The organism is Photobacterium sp. Alg240-V54, from assembly GCF_900537155.1.
Lineage (GTDB): Bacteria > Pseudomonadota > Gammaproteobacteria > Enterobacterales > Vibrionaceae > Photobacterium.
Window position 1 is genome coordinate 731,153 of sequence record NZ_UNRL01000001.1, and the last position, 22,634, is coordinate 753,786.

16 protein-coding genes and 1 pseudogene are annotated in these 22,634 nt (G+C 36.9%); 11 read left to right on the forward strand and 6 right to left on the reverse strand.

Annotated features, from left to right (window positions below; translation table 11 throughout):
* Positions 1 to 232 precede the first annotated feature (232 nt).
* From G6R09_RS03120 to G6R09_RS03135, 4 genes and pseudogenes are all read left to right on the forward strand, one after another.
* Positions 233 to 1,213 carry a GTP pyrophosphokinase family protein gene (locus G6R09_RS03120; RefSeq protein ID WP_163920455.1) on the forward strand — a complete coding sequence of 327 codons (981 nt, stop codon included), beginning with the start codon at positions 233 to 235 and terminating at the stop codon, positions 1,211 to 1,213.
* Positions 1,214 to 1,347: 134 nt separating this feature from the next.
* Positions 1,348 to 2,313 (forward strand): GTP pyrophosphokinase family protein, encoded by a 966-nt coding sequence (locus tag G6R09_RS03125; protein ID WP_163920457.1) that lies wholly within the window; start codon positions 1,348 to 1,350, stop codon positions 2,311 to 2,313.
* 236 nt (positions 2,314 to 2,549) lie between these two features.
* On the forward strand, positions 2,550 to 3,578 hold the full coding sequence (locus tag G6R09_RS03130) for a tyrosine-type recombinase/integrase (protein WP_163920459.1): 1,029 nt from the start codon (positions 2,550 to 2,552) through the stop codon (positions 3,576 to 3,578).
* Positions 3,579 to 3,716: 138 nt separating this feature from the next.
* Positions 3,717 to 4,054: pseudogene (locus tag G6R09_RS03135) on the forward strand (hypothetical protein); the annotation flags it as partial.
* 278 nt (positions 4,055 to 4,332) lie between these two features.
* Here the strand turns inward: G6R09_RS03135 and mdtD are convergent.
* The 3 genes from mdtD to G6R09_RS03150 form a co-directional block, all read right to left on the reverse strand.
* Positions 4,333 to 5,724, reverse strand: coding sequence for a multidrug transporter subunit MdtD (gene mdtD, locus G6R09_RS03140; RefSeq protein WP_373423682.1), 1,392 nt, complete (start codon positions 5,722 to 5,724; stop codon positions 4,333 to 4,335).
* A 460-nt stretch (positions 5,725 to 6,184) separates the two neighbouring features.
* The gene (locus tag G6R09_RS03145) at positions 6,185 to 7,594 is read right to left on the reverse strand and encodes a sugar porter family MFS transporter (RefSeq protein ID WP_240345694.1); all 1,410 of its coding nucleotides are present in this window, start codon (positions 7,592 to 7,594) and stop codon (positions 6,185 to 6,187) included.
* 845 nt (positions 7,595 to 8,439) lie between these two features.
* Positions 8,440 to 9,348, reverse strand: a complete 909-nt coding sequence (locus G6R09_RS03150; protein WP_163920461.1) for a DUF535 family protein — start codon at positions 9,346 to 9,348, stop codon at positions 8,440 to 8,442.
* 277 nt (positions 9,349 to 9,625) lie between these two features.
* On the opposite strand from G6R09_RS03150, the gene G6R09_RS03155 reads away from it, so the two are divergent.
* Positions 9,626 to 9,931, forward strand: coding sequence for a helix-turn-helix transcriptional regulator (locus tag G6R09_RS03155; protein WP_065166732.1), 306 nt, complete (start codon positions 9,626 to 9,628; stop codon positions 9,929 to 9,931).
* A 144-nt stretch (positions 9,932 to 10,075) separates the two neighbouring features.
* The gene (locus G6R09_RS03160; protein ID WP_163920463.1) at positions 10,076 to 10,993 is read left to right on the forward strand and encodes a permease; all 918 of its coding nucleotides are present in this window, start codon (positions 10,076 to 10,078) and stop codon (positions 10,991 to 10,993) included.
* A 113-nt stretch (positions 10,994 to 11,106) separates the two neighbouring features.
* Here G6R09_RS03160 and G6R09_RS03165 read toward each other — a convergent pair whose 3' ends face one another.
* On the reverse strand, positions 11,107 to 14,541 hold the full coding sequence (locus G6R09_RS03165; protein ID WP_163920464.1) for a M66 family metalloprotease: 3,435 nt from the start codon (positions 14,539 to 14,541) through the stop codon (positions 11,107 to 11,109).
* Between the two features lie 196 nt (positions 14,542 to 14,737).
* On the opposite strand from G6R09_RS03165, the gene G6R09_RS03170 reads away from it, so the two are divergent.
* The 4 genes from G6R09_RS03170 (at position 14,738) to G6R09_RS03185 (ending at position 17,688) form a co-directional block, all read left to right on the forward strand.
* Positions 14,738 to 15,562 (forward strand): 5'-methylthioadenosine/S-adenosylhomocysteine nucleosidase, encoded by an 825-nt coding sequence (locus G6R09_RS03170; protein ID WP_163920466.1) that lies wholly within the window; start codon positions 14,738 to 14,740, stop codon positions 15,560 to 15,562.
* Positions 15,563 to 15,666: 104 nt separating this feature from the next.
* Entirely contained in the window at positions 15,667 to 16,089 is a 423-nt protein-coding gene (locus G6R09_RS03175; protein ID WP_163920468.1) for a DUF3859 domain-containing protein, read from the forward strand.
* Between the two features lie 135 nt (positions 16,090 to 16,224).
* Positions 16,225 to 17,049, forward strand: coding sequence for a phosphate ABC transporter substrate-binding protein (locus G6R09_RS03180; protein ID WP_065166727.1), 825 nt, complete (start codon positions 16,225 to 16,227; stop codon positions 17,047 to 17,049).
* A 258-nt stretch (positions 17,050 to 17,307) separates the two neighbouring features.
* Entirely contained in the window at positions 17,308 to 17,688 is a 381-nt protein-coding gene (locus G6R09_RS03185) for a PH domain-containing protein (protein WP_065166726.1), read from the forward strand.
* 99 nt (positions 17,689 to 17,787) lie between these two features.
* Here G6R09_RS03185 and G6R09_RS03190 read toward each other — a convergent pair whose 3' ends face one another.
* The gene (locus G6R09_RS03190; protein ID WP_065166725.1) at positions 17,788 to 18,969 is read right to left on the reverse strand and encodes an amino acid aminotransferase; all 1,182 of its coding nucleotides are present in this window, start codon (positions 18,967 to 18,969) and stop codon (positions 17,788 to 17,790) included.
* Between the two features lie 155 nt (positions 18,970 to 19,124).
* Positions 19,125 to 19,832: a GntR family transcriptional regulator gene (locus G6R09_RS03195; RefSeq protein ID WP_306440112.1), complete on the reverse strand. Its 708-nt coding sequence runs from the start codon at positions 19,830 to 19,832 to the stop codon at positions 19,125 to 19,127.
* A 1,164-nt stretch (positions 19,833 to 20,996) separates the two neighbouring features.
* Between G6R09_RS03195 and G6R09_RS03200 the strand changes: the two genes are divergently transcribed.
* Positions 20,997 to 22,430 (forward strand): APC family permease, encoded by a 1,434-nt coding sequence (locus tag G6R09_RS03200; RefSeq protein WP_065176972.1) that lies wholly within the window; start codon positions 20,997 to 20,999, stop codon positions 22,428 to 22,430.
* The last annotated feature ends 204 nt before the right edge of the window (positions 22,431 to 22,634 follow it).

A 22,634-nucleotide genomic window follows, 5' to 3' on the forward strand; every position in this document is an offset into this window, starting at 1 on the left:
CCGTTAATATCCAGTAACAAAAAACTTTATTAATCTAATTAGTCATATAATAAATAGATATTCGAGATTACGAAAAGATTAATTATAATTTTAGAATTCTTGTTCTAAAAATAAGAATAATTAATTTAGTAACATTTAGTAACACACGTATCAAACTACTCCCCCCTTTAATTGATATAATTACGAATCATAAACGTACCATTAAATTTAACATAGAGTTAACAAATATATAATGAAGAATATCAGAGAAGAATATGAAGTACTATCTCGTGATTATGAAAGTTTAAAATCAGAGATAATATATACTCTTGATAACACGTTCAATAATAATGATATAAAAATACATTCTATTTCAGGAAGAGTAAAAGAGTGGAATTCATTAGAAGAAAAGATGATAAGAAAGGAAGCTACTTCATTATCTGAAATAGTTGATATTGTTGGAGTAAGAATAGTTTGTTTATTTAGATCTGACATTATGGATATTGTGGATATTATAAACAACATCTTTAATGTGATAATTTTTGACGATAAAATAAAAGCAACAACAGACTCAACTTTTGGATATCAATCCTATCATATAATTTCTACATTCAAAGATAATGTTAATGGTTTTCGTTATGACAGAATTAAAAAAATAAAATTTGAAATTCAAGTCAGAACTGTATCAATGGATGCATGGGCTAATATCTCTCATCATTTATCATATAAAACAGAGATTGATGTCCCTTTAGATATTAGAAAAGATTTTAATGCATTAAGTGCTTTGTTTTATCTTGCAGATTCCAATTTTGAAAATGTATATAAATTAAAGAAAGATAATATTGACAAATATGATAAGTCATTAATAAAAAACAATAAAAATAACACATATTTAGATTTTGATTTATTAAATGAATATATGAAAATTAAATTTAAGGATAGTCGACAATCAGAAAACTCAGAGTCTATATCTGAATTATTACAGCAATTACATAATTCTGGATATAATACAATAGAAAGATTAGATAAAGTTATCGACCACGGATATGATGCCTTCCTTAAATATCAGAAAAAATACCCACCAACATCTATAATAGATAATAAATTTAATTCAGTTGGCATTATTCGGATTACAATATCAATTTCAGATGATAACTTTGCATCAAATCATAAGAACAGCATACAAAACAAAAATCGATACAAAGAATTTAGATATCTTATAAAAAATCAGTAATAAGGGATAAGACGTTAATATAAAATAGCTTAATAAAACGTTACTATCCCTAATTATGTAAATAATTTGCAAGTGTTATTATTACTTACAGCTTATTTTAAGTTGTCATATTACAATTATGGAGTTACCTCAAGATGTCAGTTTTAGCTCAGCAATTTAGAGAGATAAAACCCAAATACGAACGACTTGCAATCAATGTGGAGCAAGCGTTAATTCAATTTCTTATCGAGGAAAAAATATCATCTTTTGATGTGGAAAAACGAGTAAAAGAAGAAAAGTCATTCATAGATAAAGTAGTTAGAAAATGTTATGACGAACCTTTTAAACAAATTGAAGACATAGCTGGCGTAAGAGTTATTTGCTATTACAACGAAGATATTGCTGCTATTGATAATATAATCAAAGAGCAATTCGATATCATCTCATCTTCCAATAAGTCCGAGGAATTAGATGATGATAGATTTGGTTACACATCAAATCATTATATTGTTAAATTAAAAGAGGAGTGGTTAAAGGCTCCTAATTACCGAGGTTTGGATGAATTAAAAATTGAAATCCAAGTCAGAACAATCTTAATGCATGCATGGGCAGCTATTAGTCATAAGCTACTCTATAAAAAGAATGATGATGTTCCAAAAGAGTTAAAAAGAAAACTGAATCGTCTTAGTGCTTTGATTGAACTCGCAGATGAGCAATTTGATGATATCAAAAACATGAAAGTTAACTACCAAAATACTGTTGTTGTTAATGAAAGTGTTAGTATAAATGCAGACAGTTTTTTAGCTTTAATGAATAAATATTTCTCTAATAGGAAGATGAGAGAATCTGATATGGCTTCGATCTTGTCTGAAATTCGTGAATATTCAGGAAGTCTTACTGACTTTGAACAACGTATTAAAAGGTGTATATCAGTTTTAGATGCAATGGAAAATGAAGAACGCAAAGAAGTTGAGGCCTATGGCGAAGATTACACTGGCTGGGGGCTAAGCGGTGTAGCTAGAACCATTTTAGATCTCACTAACGACGACTATTGGGAAAAAAGATACTCAAGTGATCCATATACATATATTACAGAGCATTATAGAGAAAAAATTAAATAGTTTTTTATATTAGAATTGATCGTAACCTCCGCTAAACCGAACTCAAAAAGTCACCAATATCATAATGGCGACTTTTTACATCTAAAAATCATTAGATACATCTTCAATTACTTGGTCTATTTAGTTGAATTCGTTAGATAAGAATTAAATCATCTATGTTTAATTCATCATAAACAAACATTGCTTTTTCCCTAAAAAATAATACTGTATATAAAAACAGTATTGTTGGTTTTGTTATGGCGACCCGGAATCTAAAAGACAACAGCAAGAACCCATGGCTTTGCGAGTGTTACCCGCAAGGTCGAGAAGGCAAACGCATTAGAAAACGCTTCTCTACCAAAGGTGAAGCTATCGCTTTTGAGCGTTTTACTATGCGGGAAGTTGAAGATAAACCTTGGCTTGGTCAAAAAGAAGATAATCGACGCTTAACCGATCTTATTAAATATTGGAAACTTGCTCATGGCATGACACTTTCTAATGGTGAAAAAATTTATAGTTTATTAATGCTTATTGCTGAGGCGATGAATGACCCAATAGCCTCTCGCTTAACAAGTAAACACTTTTCAGATTTTAGAAAAAAACGCTTATCGGGTGAGATTTCATTTGTTGAAGATAAATGGAATAGAGGAACGGCAAGTATTGCTACATGTAATCTAGATTTAGCCTATCTTCGCTCTGTCTTTAATAAACTCATAGAACTAGGCGAATGGCACTCCCCTAACCCGCTTAAAGATATGAAACCGTTTCGTAAAAAAGATAATGTAATGGCTTTCCTTACCAAAGAACAAATTACGATCCTATTAGACAGCCTAGCCACTAGGCAGAACCCTGACATTATTAAGGTCGTTAAACTATGCCTATCTACGGGAGCACGTTGGAATGAAGCGGCCCAACTGAAAGGTAGTCAACTAAGTAAATACAAAGTGACTTTTACTAAAACAAAAAGTGGCAAGAATAGATCAGTACCTATCAGTAAAGAACTGTATGACGAAATATATCAACCAACGTCTGGGGCTTTATTTTCGCCATGTTATAATTCTTTTTGGAATCTACTTAAAACAATGGACTTTGATTTACCATCAGGACAAGCATCACATGTATTACGCCATTCATTCGCAAGTCACTTCATGATGAATGGCGGCAATATATTGGTGTTGAAAGAAATCTTAGGTCATTCTGATATTACAATGACCATGCGTTATGCTCACTTCTCACCAGATCACCTATCAGAAGCACTCACCAAAAACCCCCTATTTAGCCTATAAAAAATGGCGACAGAATGGCGACGAACATCATTAAACGTCGCCTAATATCGCAAAAAGTCGTATTTTAAAACAATGCAAGTCATTGATTAAAAACCTAAGTAATTGTTTGTAATCGATTTTATTTTTTAGCGCTAACTTCTTCCATTTAACTTCGTTGCTGGTTCTGAAGGCATTCCATCATACGATGCGCGCCTTGAAAATCTTGAAAATAAATTCAAACAAGCGCTATTAACCGTAACGCCAGAATTCCAAGATGAACACGGCTACGGCAAAGATAAGCAGGCGAAGCGAACCTAACTGTAGCTTCAAACTGGGTTGGCGAGCAATTTAACTGCTTGTCTTACACTGTTGAAATGCCATTTAAAGATCATAACAATCAACCAGATAGCCTATACGGCTGGTCTCCAGAGCGTAGTATTGGCTTTGGTCACGACACCCTAGCAGCAGTGCTTGCTGTTGCTGATGATCTTCGTTAAGACTGATTATTGCGACTTATAATATTAACGGCTACCTTTGGGTGGCCGTTTTTTTGGGGTGTCTTTTTTTAAATCTTTTATTTCAGCGGAAAACATTGGACACCCATATCTTACTCTTTGATATTTCAGCGCGCTCTAAGTCGATCCCCTATCGCCCTCGCAAGCCTTTACTGTAGGAAATGACGGGGTTAGGCTTGATGTAATAACAAAACAGCCCTTGAATAAAAATTATGGGTGTCCTATCTTTTTTTACAGCAATCTATGGAAGTGATGACGCATCATTTACTTATTAAATTATCACCATCCCCTTTTTTTAACGATAGAAAAGTTAATGCAGAGAAAATGGTTATTAAGCCAATAGATATAAAAGTCTGATGGAAATGGGCAATTGAGTCACCATAGCCGTATGAATTAAATAGCTTTAATATACAAGAACAAACAGCAAGACCGAGACTAATTGCTAACAATTGTGTTACCGCTAATGCACTATTACCCGCACTGGCATTTTGATCATTTAAATCAGCTAAAGTAATAGTATTCATTGACGTAAATTGCGTTGCACGCACTATGCCGAGGCCAAACAACAACGGTACCGCAAACCATATCGATAACTGATTAGAAACCAGTCCAAATGCTGCCGTTATGACACCAATAATGACTGTGGCTAACATTAATGTGCATCTATAACCAAACCGATGCAGCACTTTCTCAACGAAAGATTTTCCAAATAAAGCACCAAGAGCTAACGGTACCATCATGCACCCAGCATAGAATGCAGACATTCCCATTCCTACCTGTAACATCAGTGGCACCAGGTAAGGAATAGCACCTGTACCTAAACGCGATAAAATATTACCGCGAATACCAATTTTAAATGTACGAGTTTTAAATAAAGATAAAGGAATTAATGCCTTTTCGTTATTAAATGCATGCCAACCATAACCAATTAATAATAACACACCGACCAGTAAGGTTAATATTGGAAATAAAATAGATACCGCTTGATTTCCAAATAATTCAATTCCACCTAAAATAAAAATTAAGCTAAAGCCAAATAATATAAAGCCTAAAAAGTCGAAATGGGAAGTTGTTGAGGTAAGATTAGGCATATAACGCTTAGTTATCCATAAGCCTATAATACCAACGGGTATATTAATCAAAAAAATCCAGTGCCAACTCGCGTAAGTTACTAATAAACCGCCTAATAAAGGTCCAACAACGGGTCCAACTAAGCCTGGCATTGTTGCCAAATTTAATACACGAACAAAATCTTTTCTCGGATAGCAACGCAGTAATGCTAATCTAGCGACTGGGACCATCATTGCTCCACCAATCCCTTGCAATACACGCGCGATGACTAGTTGTGAGAGCGTTGTTGATAAACTGCATGCTAATGAACCGAGAGTAAATAACCCTACAGCCCATAGAAATATAACTCGAGTGCCAAATTTATCAGCTAACCAACCACTGACAGGAATAAGTATTGCGACCGTCAACGTGTAGCTAATAATTGTTAACTGCATATTAAGTGGCGATTGATGTAAACTTACAGCCAATGATGGAATGGCAGTATTTATAATTGTGGCATCTAAAGTCTGCATAAAAAAGGCTATACCTGCTATCCATGGTAACCATTTTATTTGCGATGCCGATTGGGTCACCTTCATCATATCCACCTCATTAAAAGTAATGGTGATATCCCTCATGATAACGACTCAGTCTTAATGATGTGTAATAGTAGCAAGGGGAGATAAACACTTCTGGTGATTGAGAATAACAGAACCAACTTAACTTAATATGAATAAGTATCAATTAACGAGCACAATAACGTTCAGCAGTAGCAACATAGTAGAACATGGGACAGCCATATCTTACTCTTTGATATTTCAGCACTCTAAGTAGATTCCCTATCACCCTTGCGCGTATTCACTGTAGGGAATGACGGGGTTAGACTTGATGTAAACACAGAACTGCCATTGAATGAAATTTATGGGTGTCCTATCTTTTTCTATCTTTTGGTCTTTTAGCTACTAACTATGATGGCTATCTTTTGGGGAATGGCAGAGGGATAAACAGACAGAAGTGTAGTGGCCTACTTAGATGCAGTAGACCACACAGATCAGGTATTATTTAGCAGCCTAACTTTGATAATGGCTTACCTGCCATCAGGTTAGATTCGATCTGCTCCAAACTCACTCCTTTTGTTTCAGGAATAACAAAAAAAGTAACAATTAAAAATATTAAATTTAAGCCGGCATATAACCAGAAAGTGTTAGCGTTCCCTAATATCTGCAAGAAAGAGAGGAATGTTGCACCCACAATCATATTTGCAATCCAGTTTGTTGCAGTGCTGACCGTAATACCAAAATCACGCGCTTTTAGTGGTTGAATCTCTGAGCATAAAACCCAAATTAAAGGACCTGCACTCATCGCAAAACCAACAATAAAGACTAATAAAACAAACGCTGCACTGTATTGTTCAAATGATGTTGATATTCCAGCATGTAAGAAGTAGCCCAATATAGCCATTGCCGAAGCCATCACAGCAAAACCAACTTTCAATACAGGCTTACGACCCCACTTATCGACTAAACCAATCGCAATAAAGGTTGCAAACACATTAACGAGTCCAACAATAACAGTGCCCCACATTTGCTGCTCAGTACTTGCAAAACCTGCAATTTTAAATATTTTAGGTGCGTAATACATTACTACATTCATACCAGTAAACTGTTGCATTACTTGCAAAGCAATACCTAAGTAAACCACACGGCGACAATTTGGATTAGATTTAAATAGACTCCAACCACCTTGTTTTATCTTTAAACTCTTACGAATGGCGTTTAATTCTTGTTTGGCCTCTTTACTGTTACCACGCAATAATTCTAAGATCCTGTGTGCTTCAACATCTTTCTTTTTAAGAGCCAACCAGCGCGGACTCTCAGGTAGCATCATCACCCCAATAAATAAAATAAAAGCAGGCACAGTAATAACACCCAACATCCAACGCCATTGCCCTGAAAAACTAAACGCAGTGTCAGAAAGAAAAGCAATTACAATACCAATGGTGATCATCAACTGGTACATCGAAATGAGACTACCACGTAAACGCTGCGGCGCAATTTCTGAAAGATATAAAGGAGCAGTAAAAGAGGCAACGCCAACAGCAAGACCTAACAATACGCGAAAAATAATCAACATTTCAGTATTATAGGCCATTGCGCAACCAAGCGATCCAGCAATAAACAACAATGAACCAATAAGTAAAGTATATTTACGTCCAATATTTAATGACACCGGGCCAGACCCAATCGCACCTATAGCGGCACCAAACATCATTGAGCTCACAACCCATTCTTGGCTCTGTGTTGCCAAACCAAATGCTTTACTAATAAAAGGTAAAGCTCCTGAAATAACCCCGATATCAAGTCCAAATAATAATCCAGCTAATGCTGCTATAATACAAGCAACAAATACATATCGGTTTATATCATTATTTTCTTTGAGTCTTTTACTTTGTGCTCCTACCATAATACTCATGATTGCTCCAATTAATATTAATATGAACATACTTTAATTTATCAATTAATTAACATGATAATAATCGAGTAGAAATAATAATAAGGTGATGAATATCACTAATCTAATGGCTAGCTTTTAATAGCATGTAAGAGATATTTTTTACAACTAAGCAGATCAAAAAAAATAATTTAAAATGTAAGTTACCTGTATTGTAAATATTATAATGGCATTTTTATGTCTAAGATGGGCTTATTTACTTGGGAAAATCAGCTATTGTAAATACTATTTAACATTATTTTTAAAGCAAGTTAGTCATTATTTTTTATGATAATTAAATTATGAAAATATAAAATACTACAATCATAGTTCAGCAATAACATTGGACATCCATATCTTACTCTTTGATATTTCAGCGCGCTCTAAGTAGATACCCTATCGCCCTCGCTAGCATTCACTTAGCCCAATATCCGTCATATCGAAAATCGAGGAACAAGGCTATCCGTGATCTATGGATGAAATTTATGGGTGTCCTATCTTTTTCTATCTTTTTCTACTATCACGAATATTTAAAGCCATTAGCGTTAGGTTAGTAAAACCTGCGATCAATTCAATAACCTGAACAATATAAAAGGTAGCAGTAAGCCACTGATTAATGGCAAAATGATAGAGAAATATAATCAATATGAGATGAATATTCTTTTATTATATTTTAAGTTACGCTAAAAAGTATTATTGATTCATCAGTTTTAGTCTTTGTTAAGCTCTCTGTATTAAGAGAGCCATAATAGGTGCCTGTACACTATTATAACCATAACCTGTGTTATTTAAGTAATAGTGTACAAATTTTGTCAATAATATAGTTATTATTTTAACTTTTGCTCAAGCAGCAATTTAGTGTTATCTAACCATTCATAACGTCGACGATACATTGCCCGTTTAGGGCGTGAAATATCTTCAGGATCTCGACGAATATCATCAAGTGTTAACTGGTATAAATGCTCATCAAACTCAGTGCCACCTAACGCAATCCAATGTTTATCATAATCCATTTTAATTTTACCAGTAGCATAACGCTTGGCAGAATAAGTATGAGCACTATTCTTAATCGCTAGCAGCGTATCGACCCGCCAAACATTAGCAATTAATGTGATCATTTTAATCATTAGATCTTTTGGTCGTTGGCCGAATAATGCTTTCGTCAGTAATTTTATTTTTTGATTATTTTCAGGGCTACTCGCAGGGCCTTGTAATCCACCAATCACTAATTGGCGCTTCCCTTCCACGTTACGAATAGAAAATGTAAGCGTATAAAAATTTTCATCAATATCATTAAAGAGTGTAAGGCTCATATCACCCTCTTTTTGATAACGAGAGTAAAAAGCCAATTTAAAACAGTAATTAATATCACCGACAGTAAAGTCAAATAATGTGAATCCGTTACTATCTTTATAAATAGCGTCGCTAATATTGGTCGGTAATTGAGACACAAAATTAAAATGCTGTGCAACAAATTTTGCACGCTCAATGCCGCTGGTGCCGTAAATAACATAAGGGCGAAATGGCTTTTCTAAAAAGCGAGAATTACGCTGGCATAAAGTTTCTAGCAGAGAAGAGTCAATTTCAGAAGTGATATGCTGGAAAGCTTTACGATAATAGATTGCACGAAGTATAAACTTAACGCGATAACGCCATAATGGTGAGTATTTTTCAGCTTGGCTATCGGGATAAATAATTTGCGCAAGGTTACTTAGAGACACACTAGAGACTGTCACACTGTTATTTCCTATATTAAATGATCATTTGTACCAATATTGACGCAAAATACACTAATATATAACAAAATGGTATAGTATACCTTCAAATTATCCACTATTTTCATTAAAAATAAGCATAGAGAAACCTAATTGGCATAGCCGCAATATTACCTCTTTATTAATACTGTGATAGCAGTAGATAAATAACGACATGCATACACTTTCTTTTTGAGCGACAGTTAGTTATATTTCGATATCGACAGAAATAAATACCACAATAAAGGCCGCTTTTACGATGACTACCCATTCAACAGACATTAACCATATTTCAAAATCACTCAAAGAACTTGGCCATCCAACCCGTTTAGCTATTTTTAAACGTGTAATAAAAGCAGGTCGTCAGGGTATTGCCGTTGGTGATATTCAACAGCAACTTGAAATTCCTGGCTCTACCCTATCGCACCATATCTCAAGCCTTGCTTCGGCTGGATTACTGATTCAACGTCGCGAGGGACGCACGCTTTTTTGTGTAGCTCAATACGATGCTTTAACTGATGTGATCAATTTTTTACAAGATGAATGTTGTATTGATGAACAGTAAAAAATAATATCCATATTATTCAATAAATTAAACAAAATCACTTTTTCCAGCCCTAAATAATTCCATAAAAATCGAAATATTATTTTGACAATGGTCTTTTTTGACCCTATATTTCGACAATACTAGAAACACAGAGATGATATTATGTTCACCATTACTTCAGAAATGATAATGAATACCCTTCATATGTTTGGTTTTCTTGCGCTAGAGCTAACCATACTTTTTCTTGCGATTAGTTATTTAGTTGGCGTGTTGCAGGTTTATATTCCACCCGCAAAAATTCAGGCTATCCTTAGTGGCAAAAATGGTAAAGGCTACTTTATTGCAGGATTACTTGGCGCTATCACCCCCTTTTGCTCATGTTCTACTATTCCATTTTTAAAAGGGTTGTTACGTGCTAAAGCTGGATTTGGCACCATGATGGTATTTTTATTTGCCAGCCCACTGCTTAACCCGATTATTATTGGTTTATTTGCGGTGACCTTTGGTATAAAAGTGACGGTGTTTTATTTTGTGATCGCAATGGGTGTTTCTATTATTGCCGGTTATTTATTAGAAAAATTAGGCTTTGAAAAATATATAAAAGCCGAAGCCTATAGCGAGCCTAAACCTTCATGTTGCGGATCCAGCTGTAATGCGACGCCACAACCGACGAATAAATGGCTTCAAATTTGGCAAACAACTTGGACAGATTTTAAAAAAGTATTGCCCTATTTAATTGGCGGTATTGCATTGGGTTCGATGATTTATGGTTTTATGCCTACTGAATTTGTGGCAAAGGTTGCCAGTGAAAATAACCCATTTGCGATCCCTGTTGCGGCTATTATTGGTATTCCACTTTATATTCGTGCTGAGGCCGTCATTCCATTAAGTGCTGCACTAGCAGCTAAAGGTATGAGCCTAGGTGCGGTAATGGCATTGATTATTGGCAGTGCAGGCGCAAGTTTAACTGAAGTGATATTGCTAAAATCTATCTTTAAAAATCAAATGATTATCGCATTTTTAGCGGTTATTATTGGTATGGCTATCAGCGCCGGTTTTCTGTATCAATGGCTGTTTTAAAATAATCTAAAAAAAATCCCTCACTCTTTTTGAATGAGGGATTTATTAGGTTAAACATTAATAATAATATTTATAAGCAGCTATATTAGCTATCACTGGTAATAGTTGATCTTTTACTGGTAACTGTATTGGCCGTGACCACTAGAGAATGTCCAGTGATTGCCATTTGACCATTTTATGCCAGGAACTTGCGTACACTGACCACCAGCATTGATAAAACCAGCCCCATAAAAACCACTGCGAGTTACGCTACATAAATTAGCATCATTATCTGCAACTGCTTTTACTCGTTGACCAACTTGTTGCGGATTATTGAGCGATATCCATTCAAATTGATTAACAGCCGATACTAATGGCATCTCACCTTGACTATCTGTCACTGTAATTTCTGTACCACCGGTACATTGGAAATCACCGTTACCAAAATCTTCAACGTAACCATGAACAGTTTGCTCTACGCCATTAATCGTTAATGGGAATCGGCAAACATTGGGTCTTTCACTTCCCATGCTCAATGTTGCTAACGAGCTACGATCGCGATTTGATAATGTCTTTGGATCAAATCCTTCAGTATGCGCGAACCAACCCGCAGGAATTGCAGACTCTAGTACTTTATAACCATGCTCTTGACCTACAATTACTGGCCCTCTCAGATTGGCAACAGCGGGATTACGTGGTGTTACCACAGTATCTAACACCGATTCTGTACCAGTCGCTGACGAACATTCAATGGTAATACGAGCGGGATGGTTATCCGCTGGTAAATTAAGGTGTAATTTATTACTTTCATTACTGTTATGACGAGAGCCACTTAGGGCGATATTAGTAATATCGCCATTTTCACCTTCAACGATCAACTGGCACTGCTTTTGTGAAACAAAACTATATTGCTTAATACCACCTTGATGAGTTGCATACGCCCAGTTTGCACCGTTAGTATGTTTAACATTGGCAATTTGTGTACACTTATTATTCTCAATAAAACCTGCACCGTCATGTGATGTGCCTGATTTATCCAATGAACACAAAGTCTTTTCACCTAACTCAACTGTTGGCGTATAAGTAACATTACCTAGAATGTCGCCTTTAGAGGCTAACAATTGGTAATCATTAACGCTAGAAACAGGCACTTCACGTTGATTGTTAACCGACCAGTACATCTCTGCTGATACCTGACATGTCGCATCGTCAGCATTTTCAAAACCGACAAAATTTGCGTTCTCGCCATTAGCATTGGTATAGCTAAACTGACATAACGGTAACCATTGATTATCTATTTTAAGTGTTTGCCACTCAGTATTATTACGCTCAGTAGCACTCATATCAGCAACTGATACCCAACCTTCACGTTGAGGAGTTGTTGTACTCGGCGCAGGTAAATCAAATAAATTACCGTAATTTGAGTAGGTTAATGGGTATATCTGGCTCGAATTTGTTTCAGTTGGATCATAAATTCCAAGTACAGTGATCACGGGCACGCCTTGCTGTGTAGCCGCTGCAAAACCTGTTTCTGATTCAACATAACGTTGGCTAGTTTGATCCCATTTAACAAAACCTGTTGAGCTATTCATATCAAGATTATTAGAGCGATTAAACCAATCTTGAGTCACTCGCGTTGCCATTGGGTGCTCTAAAGTATAATGGCTGATTAAACCTGTTAGTGCATTCTCACCACCGCCCATTGCTTCACGCATAAAACGGAATTCATTGGCAAATGGTGGCACAGTTTCACCACTATTATCGTTAGTCATGGTGATTGCTGCATCCGACCAATGAATGTTACCAATGAAACGCTTATAACGCGCATCCCAACCCCAGCCTGATTCCATATCATGAATTGAGGCATTTTGCGGGTGATGACCACGACCAAAATTATGTCCTAATTCGTGTGACCACTCATTACCACGGGTTGAACTTAGCGTAACCATGCCACCGCCACCACTACCACCATGCTCCACTACTTTTGAAGTCACGATACCATCTTTATCCTTAGCTAAATAACGGCCAATACTATTGTGAGCAGTAATATGGCTAAATGGACGTGGCCAACTTGCATCACCACCCGCAGTATCAACAACGCCAAAGTTAGCATTATTAATACCAATAGAAATTAATCGCTTACCAATATATTCACGCATATCACCACCATGCCACCCTGGTGTTTCATATTCACTGGCTTTGGTGTAAACCTTACCATTTGGTAGCGTTACTTTACGAAGATGTAATGGCGTATAATCAGCCACAACCATTTTAGAAACGGGAATTTTCTGGAAATAATCAGTGGCCAACTGTTCCATATTATTAATCATGTCATATTGATTACGAGGCTCAACTAACATACCAATATCTATATTTTGAATAACTAATTCTGGCGCACCACCAAACTCCAACAATTCTTGAGTTAACTCACCTTCACGATTGCGATTATCGCTAAATTTTAGTGATAAACCGGGCTTCATCCACTCCCAGTTTAAAGGCAAACTCCATGCATAGTGAGAGAACATCACTTTACTTTTACCGTTATCGAGCTGATCAGTATCAGGTAATGCACTTGGTGGATGCATTAAGAAACGCCCCATGCTCACGCCATCTAACTCAACATCAACCCACAGCTGATGAACGTTTCTTGATTGAGGCGTAACAAGCAATAAACTCTCGCGGTTCATCACTAAATTAGGATGGTTAAGTCCATCATTACCATAAGGCGCGACGCTAGTATGTGTTTGTGCTAATGCTATGTTTGCTTTTAAGTTACCGACTAAATGATTAACAGCTTGACGGCTATCGTTGTAACTTAAACGTGAAGATAAGGTATTAAATGAAAGGTTTTTTTCATCACATCCAAGTTGATTACACTCAACCAACTTGACGTCATATTGGGTATTTGGTTCAAGATCGGCGATATAAAAACCCGAGTTTTTCGCTGGGTATTGATAAGTAATGGAAGATTCACCTTCTCGGTATGCCGTTAATTCAATTTTGTAGCTATTACCGACAGCCGTATCATCCCAAACCAATTCAACACCAATATCTGACACAGATCCAGTCTTAAACCCAGAAATAGTAGGCATAGATAAATCACCACAGTCAGACATTACTGTTCGCTGTACTAATTCACGTTCCCAAATATAGCTACCATCATCATGCTGAGAGCCTCGCCCTGCTGGAATATATTCAACAAAACATCCTGTATCATCAGAATTCATGATGCCAAATTGACGATGAAGTAAATAAAAGCCACCGTTATACGCAACATATTCCCACTCAGGACCGACAAATGGAAAAGCGGTGCTGTATTCACCATTAGCATCATTTAAGGGAAATATCGGTGATTGTTCATGATTCAACCGATATTCTTTACCTTTATATTGCAAATATTGTCGACCATCACGCTCAATAACATTGCTCGGCTGTTGAGCTAATTCTTGCATATTATTGAGAGTATCAAAGGTATTTTTTGCCATATCGGTCAATGAACTTTCTGTTGCCAACGCCCCAGCACTGAACAAATTTCCGCCAATAAGTACAGCTAACAGTTTAATTTTCATCCCATAACTCCTACGCATCAAGGTAAAGCATTATTTTGCTATTGATAAGATATATTACACCTCACACATATACAATTTTAATTTATATCAATCATTAAAAATTATTATTTATAAAATACTCAAAACCCATTGACGCAATCGTTTGCTTTAATTACATTACGCGCTGATTTTATCTTCCATTATTCAAAGGTTATCAATGTCTTTACTTAAACGCGGTTTTTTACTTTTCTGTCTCCTTTTATCCCCAATGAGCATTGCATCGACACCAGCTTCAGCGCCAATATTGATTCAGGGCGCGATGGATATTGAAACCACTACCCTTATAAATGCCCTTAAAAACAAATCACAAACAACAGTGGGTGCATGGACATTTTGGCAAGGTACGATAAATAATTACCCTGTTGTGATCTCTCGTACTGAAGTGGGTATTGCTAATGCTGCCGCAGCTACAACACTGGCTATCGAACGCTTTAAACCTGGGTTAATTATTAATCAGGGAACATCTGGTGGGCATGATCCACAGTTGCAACGTGGCGATATCGTCATTGGCAAAACCAGTTTTAATATGGGCGCATATAAATCAGAATTTACTGAAAAAGGCCAAGGTATTGATCCAACCAAATGGCAGAATTTTAGCGTGACGATGCGATTACGTGAGCAAGGTAAATTTGTCGAACATAATGCTTTCTATGCCGATCAAGGTTTAATGAATATCGCCCAATCAATGGCAAGCAGTTATAAAAAAGGCAAAGTTGTAACTGGTATTATCGGTACTGCAGATGAATGGAACCGCGAAGTTGATCGTATTAATTGGCTACATAGCAATTTCAATACTGCGGTTGAAGAAATGGAAACCTCATCAGCGGCATTAGTCGCTCAAGCTTATAAAGTGCCTTTTATTGGTATCCGTATTTTGTCTAATACTGATCTGCATAACCAAGATTTTGATCCTCAAACAGCGGTTGATTGTCAGCAATTTGTACTTGATTACACAAAAAAAGTTATCATGATGCGTAATTAAAAAACATCAAAATAGCAAGGGTGTTGCCAGCGCCCTTGCTATTCGATAACAGCGTATTTTACCGCTATAATAACACCTCATTCACCAGTAATAGCGGCTCTATAATGGCAAAATCAAAAGCAATTATTCGTATCGACTCATACGGTATTTACTCAACATGGGATTCTGAATCGAAAAAATTACCCAAAGTGCAACAATTCACGCTCGATGTACCTGCTGAAATCGATATTGAGTTTGGTTTTACCGTTAATATCAAAAAAGCCAAAGGTGAAAAGATCCGCTACTGCATTTATCACCCTGAAATTACCGATGCTGATGGCGAAATCATGGCGCCATTTGATGGTGAATTATATATTCGCAATAACGATTGGGATTTCTATCTCGGTGATACAATTTGGGCCCCTATTGATAATAAAATTGGGCCGTGGCGAATGACATTAGAAATAAACAATACCATCATCGCGGAGAAAACTTTTAACGTATATAGCCACGATGAAAACCAATTCTGGAAACGTCGCGGCTGCTAACTTACTATTATTTAACCTTCCGCCTTCATTTTTGAGATCTTACCTTGCCAACTGGCGTGCTGTTTTGAAACAAAGTTGTCATATAAAGCCTTTAGTTTAATACCTAGACAACATAATCATTCTAAAGGACGCCATATGACTAAGTCTCTACTCGCACTATCATTTCTCACTGCCTGTACTACGATATCGACTGCGGCAATGGCAAGTGAACATATTGCCGTTTCTGGTTCAACTTCAGTTTCTGAGATCATGGAAGTATTAGGGGAAACTTACCATCAAAGTCACCCTGATGTGTTTATCGATATTAACGGTACAGGCTCAAGTGCAGGGATTAAATCGTCCATTGAAGGCGTTAATGATCTTGGTATGGCTTCACGTAATCTCTCTGCGGCAGAAAAAAAAGCAGGTCTGGTTGAAACAGAAATCGCGCGTGATGGTATTGCTGTTGTTGTTAACCCAGCCAACCCTGTCAACAATTTAACTACCCAGCAAATTAAACAGCTATTTGAAGGCGATGTGTCACAATGGTCAGCCGTGGGTGGAAATAGCGATCCCGTTGTGATTACAACCCGTGAAAATGGATCAGGGACACGTGGCGCTTTTGAAGAGTTAATCCACCTAACCACCACAATTAATGGTGTAAAAGTGTCAACAATTAGCCAACGAGCTCAAGTTGCCAGTGGTAATGGTATTGAAAAAACCGTTGTTGAACATAACAAAGATGCCATTGGTTTTGTTTCACTTGGATCTATCGATAACACTCTTAAAGCTGTTACTGTTAATGGTCACAAAGCTTCCGTCGCTGATGTTATCAACAACAGCTATCCATTATCGCGTCCATTCTTAGTATTAAACCAGCCGGGTAAACTCAAACCTGCCGCTAAGGATTTCTTAGCTTGGATCATGTCACCAGCTGGGCAAAAAATTGTTAAACAAAAAGGTTATGTCTCAATGTCTTAACCCCTATCAATTCCTCACAAGCAGCCATCTTCCTTATGGTGATATTTAATTCAACGCTCACCCAAAGTACCTGCTGGTATTTTGGGATGAGCTATTAATATGGATGGCGAGTTAGTGCTCAATCCTTGCGTAATTCTATCTAACACACTATTTACATTACAAATATTTATCGAATATTCACCTGCACTAGCATAAAAAACACAATTCGATTAGACTGCAATAAACACCACTAGTTAATTATTTTATAGGATATAAATCATGGGTCTGTTTAACGCTATTTTGGGTAATGCGGGTGAAATGAGTCTTGACGATGCAACAGAAGAGTTAGCAACGATTTTAGGCGAAGGCGAACAGATTGAATTAGCCTATAAATTAATTCGTGATATGATCATTCTAACCGATCGCCGTTTAATTTTAATTGATAAGCAAGGGTTAACCGGCCGTAAAGTGGAATACCGTTCTTTACCGTATAAATCAATTACAATGTATACAGTTGAAACAACAGGTCACTTCGATCTTGATGCTGAATTAAAACTGTGGGTCTCAGGTCAGCATGATCCTATTGCGCTTGAATTTAACGGTTCAACTAATGTCTACGCCTTACAAGGCCAATTAGCTGCAAAAATTGCAGGCAAATAACGATAAAGCCATTATCTAATAGATTGATATTTGTTGATACAACCATAAGTAAAAAGGTTCGCCAACTAGCGAACCTTTTTCGATTGTGATTTTAAACAATCACTGAGTAACCGCAATCAATGCATCTGCGAGGTAATCAATCTGTTGTTCTTGTAAACCTGCGATGTTAACGCGTCCGTCACCGACCGCATAAATAGCAAACTCATCACGTAAACGCATAATTTGCTCTGGCGATAACCCTGTCATTGAGAACATGCCTTTATGATCAGCAATAAACGTGAACTGATCACAACCTTTGGCTGTTAATGTTTGTACTAAGCGCTGACGCAGACCAATAATTCGCTGTTGCATCATCGTCAATTCTTGTTTCCAGACCGCTGTTAGCGCACTGTCCGTCAAAATATCAGCAACAAGCGCGGCACCATGATCTGGCGGCATGGTATAACTTGCACGAGCGAGGGTCAGAATACGTCCTTTGGCTTTTTGAGCATCACTAATATTAGCGCCGACTAACAGTGCTGCGCCTGTTCGTTCACGGTATAAACCAAAGTTCTTTGAACATGATGTCGCAATCATCATTTCTTCTATATTGTCAGCCATAAACTTCAAGCCAGCGCCATCTTGTTCTAAGCTATCACCGAAACCAAGGTATGCCATATCAACAAACGGCATAAAGCCATTTTTATTGGCGAGCGCAGTGATCGCTTGCCAGTCTTCAAAACTAATATCAGCACCGGTTGGGTTATGGCAACAGCCATGCAGCAATACCACATCATTACTGCCCGCTTGTGCTAATGCCGATAGCATAGCATCAGTATTAACTCGCTTAGTGACGCGATCAAAATAGGGATAAAATTTGACCTTAAGCCCAGCGGCTTCCATCACCGGTTTATGGTTGACATAACTTGGATCGGTCAGCCAGACAGTGGTATTCGCATTCGCTACATGGATCAGATCTGCCAGCATACGCAACGCCCCACTCGCGCCTGGCGTTTGAACACCAACTGTGCGGCTATGTGCTGATGTATCAACAAGCAATAAATCAATCATTGCTTGGTTAAACACTTCACTTCCTGCAAGCCCCACATAAGATTTAGTGGTTTGAGTTTGCAATAAGCGGGTTTCGGCTTGTGAGATTGCCGTCATGATCGGGGTCTGACCGTGATTATTACGATAAACGCCAATGCCAAGATCCATCTTATTTTCACGCTGATCAGCATTATAAATAAGTGATAATGATAATATTGGATCAGGTTGTGCAGCAGAGAGTTGTGTGAACATGAATTAAATTCCATTTAACGAGCATGAGTTCAAATTAGCATTTCAATTTCATGTCGTCATTAGAAATAATCACCTCACACACATTTATTATAAGGAGACAAGATGGATTAATTGATTAAGTTAAACTTTATAACTTAATCAATTATTGAAGGATATTACCAAATGGTTTCATCACCAGGTAAGTTTAGTAATGCTTTTAATGATGGTGCTTTTTCCAGTAAAGAATATAAACGCTCGCTGTGTTCTTCTAATAATTGGCATGACAACTCAACATTGCGCGCTAATACCGCTTTCATCAACGCTTCATGTTCACCGTTATCATGATATTGCTTTTCTGGTGATAAGCGTGCATTAAGTAAAAAATGGCGATAACGTTCTTGCTGATCGTAAACATGCGAGATCATACCTCGAATAAACTCAGATCCCTCACACGCTACTAGCGATAAATGAAATTCTTTATGGCGTAATTCCCATTCATCATAATCAAACAAGGCCGATTCAGGATCTAAACGATTAAGCTTATGAAAAGCAGTTAAAATCTGTAACTCCCAAGCCTCATCACCTTTTTTAATCGCATCCTTTAACGCTACGTGTCCTAGTGCCAAACGGGCTTTTAAAATACCCCGCAGTTCATCAAGAGACACATCAGCTACCCAAAAACCTTTTTGTGGTTTCATAGTGACATACTTTTGCCACGATAATTGCACCATCGCTTCTCGTAGCGGTGTTCCACCAACTTGATAACGCTCTTTTAATTCACTTAAAAGCAGTTTCTGTCCAGCTTCAAACTCACCACATAAGATATCGTGCCTTATTTGGCACATTATTCTATCGCTTATGGTTGCAAAGTTATTTTTAGTCATACCAACCATCTAGTCTTTTCATCAGATTAAATATAAAACTCGTATCATTAACAATCATCACTGATCATTACCAAATTTTATTACTCTTACACGCCACAAAACCGCATTATTTATGAATAATCCCACTTCACTTTAATGCTCTAAAAGTAAATAATTATTCACAATATAGTCACAGTAACAAATCTGTGCTTATGTTTTTGTTGTTAACTCAAATTATGTGTTATCTACAATAATTCGTTTTTTATACTAATAATGACTATTTATAGTTCATCGATTACTTATAAAACTAAAAATCAATAAGTTAAATAAGTCATGCCAATAATATACAACCCCTTACTGAAACTTAAATATACCATAAACATATACAAATTTAATAAACGTTATATTTTTAACCATTATATTTAGAAAAACTACTTCTTATGCTGTTTTATGAGCAATGTAGCGATATTTATACTAAATAAAAAATATAATATTAGACATGAATGCCTAACTTATCTTTTATTATTATGACTAATCGTATTTATTCTATTGTTTGCGTATTTATTATTAATCTCATTATGTTCAATTGGCATAATCAACACGGTGTATTCAGTTTTTCTATCATTCTATGGTCGTTAGTTCCTCTTCTGGGTTTACATTATGTTATTAAACACTATGAACTTTTCCACAATAAAGCACTTACCGTTATCAATTCATATTCTGCATGGGTATTATTCTTTGCTTGGATAACATGTATATGTTTTTCTATAACAATGCCTTACGCTGTAAATGTGATTAGTGAAACCAATGACCATTATATTTCACTGTATATCTTATCGCCTGCCGTTAGTTTATTCGTCGCTAGTATTGCTGCGTTTATCGCCAGCTTAATAACTCTCATTGTTAATCGACTAGTGCGTTAATTATTATAACCACACACAATATGCATATTGCTTAGTAGTTTCCCCTCTTAAATATACAACTATCACCAAAACGACAATTGCTTAAAAATGCAAATTAAACTATCAGAATTTAGCAGCTAAATTCGCTTCCCAAAACTAAAATCGATCATTACTATAAAATCGATTTTTACGGACAGACAGTTTAAATATCGATATTTTTAACATTGATAGAGTATCGTTTTTTAAGTCTTTACTGCTTAACTGATAGATTTTGAGGTCTACAATGGCAAGCTCCAATTCTTCACCCGCTAAAATTGGCGTATTTAGTTTCGTCATGATTACCGCTGCGGTTGTTATGAGTGTTCGTACACTCCCAATGACAGCGCAGCCAGGAATGATGACGATATTCCTAACGTTAGCTGCAGCAATTTGTTTTATGATTCCGACCGCACTTGTTTCGGCAGAGCTAGCAACAGCTTGGCCTGAAGATGGTGGTATATTTATTTGGGTTCGTGAAGCATTTGGCGAGCGCATGGGTTTCGTTGCTGTATGGATGCAATGGATTCAAATGGTTTTCGGCATGACATCGATTCTGATGATTGTCGGTGCAATTTTTGCCTATGCTTTTGATCCAGCATTAGCACAAAACAAGATGTACATTCTTGCCGTAATCTTAGTGGTTTATTGGGCATGTACGCTAGGTAATATGCGTGGTGTTAAAACACTGGGTTGGGTATCTACTCTTTGTGTAATCTTGGGTGTATTTTTACCATTCTTTGTACTTGTAGCATGTGCGATTGCCTACCTTGTTGGTGGTCACCCTATTGTTACTGACCTTTCATTTACTACAGCTAACCTTATTCCTGATTTTTCAGACAAAGGTACTTGGGCATTATTCATTGGCTTCGTATTCGTAGTAATGGGTATGGAAGTATCAGCATCTAACGTATCTCACGTTAAAAATGCTGAGCGTAACTACCCTATCGCAGTGTTCTTAGTGGCATTATTTGTAGTTATTGTGTCTGTTGTGGGTTCATTTGCTATCTTCATTGGTATTCCAACTAAACACATTTCAATGACAGCGGGTCTTATCCAAGCATTCCAGACTTACTTCAAGATGTGGGGTCTAGGTTGGTTAACACCTATCATGGCAATTTGTATGGCTATCGGTCTTGCAGGTCAAGTTAACTCATGGGTTCTTGGTCCTGTTCGTGGTCTACAAGCAACCGCTAACGCTGGCGCACTACCTAAGGTTCTCCAAAAAACTAACAAACAAGGCGTACCTGTTAACCTTATTTACCTACAAGCTATCCTAATCTCAATTGTGGGTGTGCTTATCTGTGTAATGCCTAACGTAGACTCATTCTACTTTATGCTACTAGGTCTAACATCTCTTGTTTACATCGTTGCTTACTTACTAATGTTCTCTGCTGCAATCTACCTACGTTACAAACGTCCTGATATCAAACGTAGCTTTACAGTTCCTGGCGGCAACATCGGTATGTGGATCTGCTCAGGCTTAGGTATCGCAACATGTCTACTAGCGGGTTACTTTGGCTTTCAAGCTCCGTCAAGCTACGTTGGCACTGCAAGCAGTTACTTCAACTTCCAGTTCTTCGGCTTACTTGTCATGATCATTATCCCAATCATTGTATACGCATGGGGTAAACGTTCAAACAAAGCTGAACTAACAAAAGCTGCTGCTAAAGCACACTAATAAATAACAAAACCTCCTTAACGTTTATCAACGCTATCGCAGGTAATAGAGAGAAAGCCGTTAATCGTAACCGTTAATGACTTATCAATAATGGCTTTCCTCTCTATATAACAATCGATTTAGCGGTCTCAGACCAAAAATTATTAAATTAACTACTAAAAACAATATATTCATTATGACTCACAAACCGTCTTTTGAATTGCG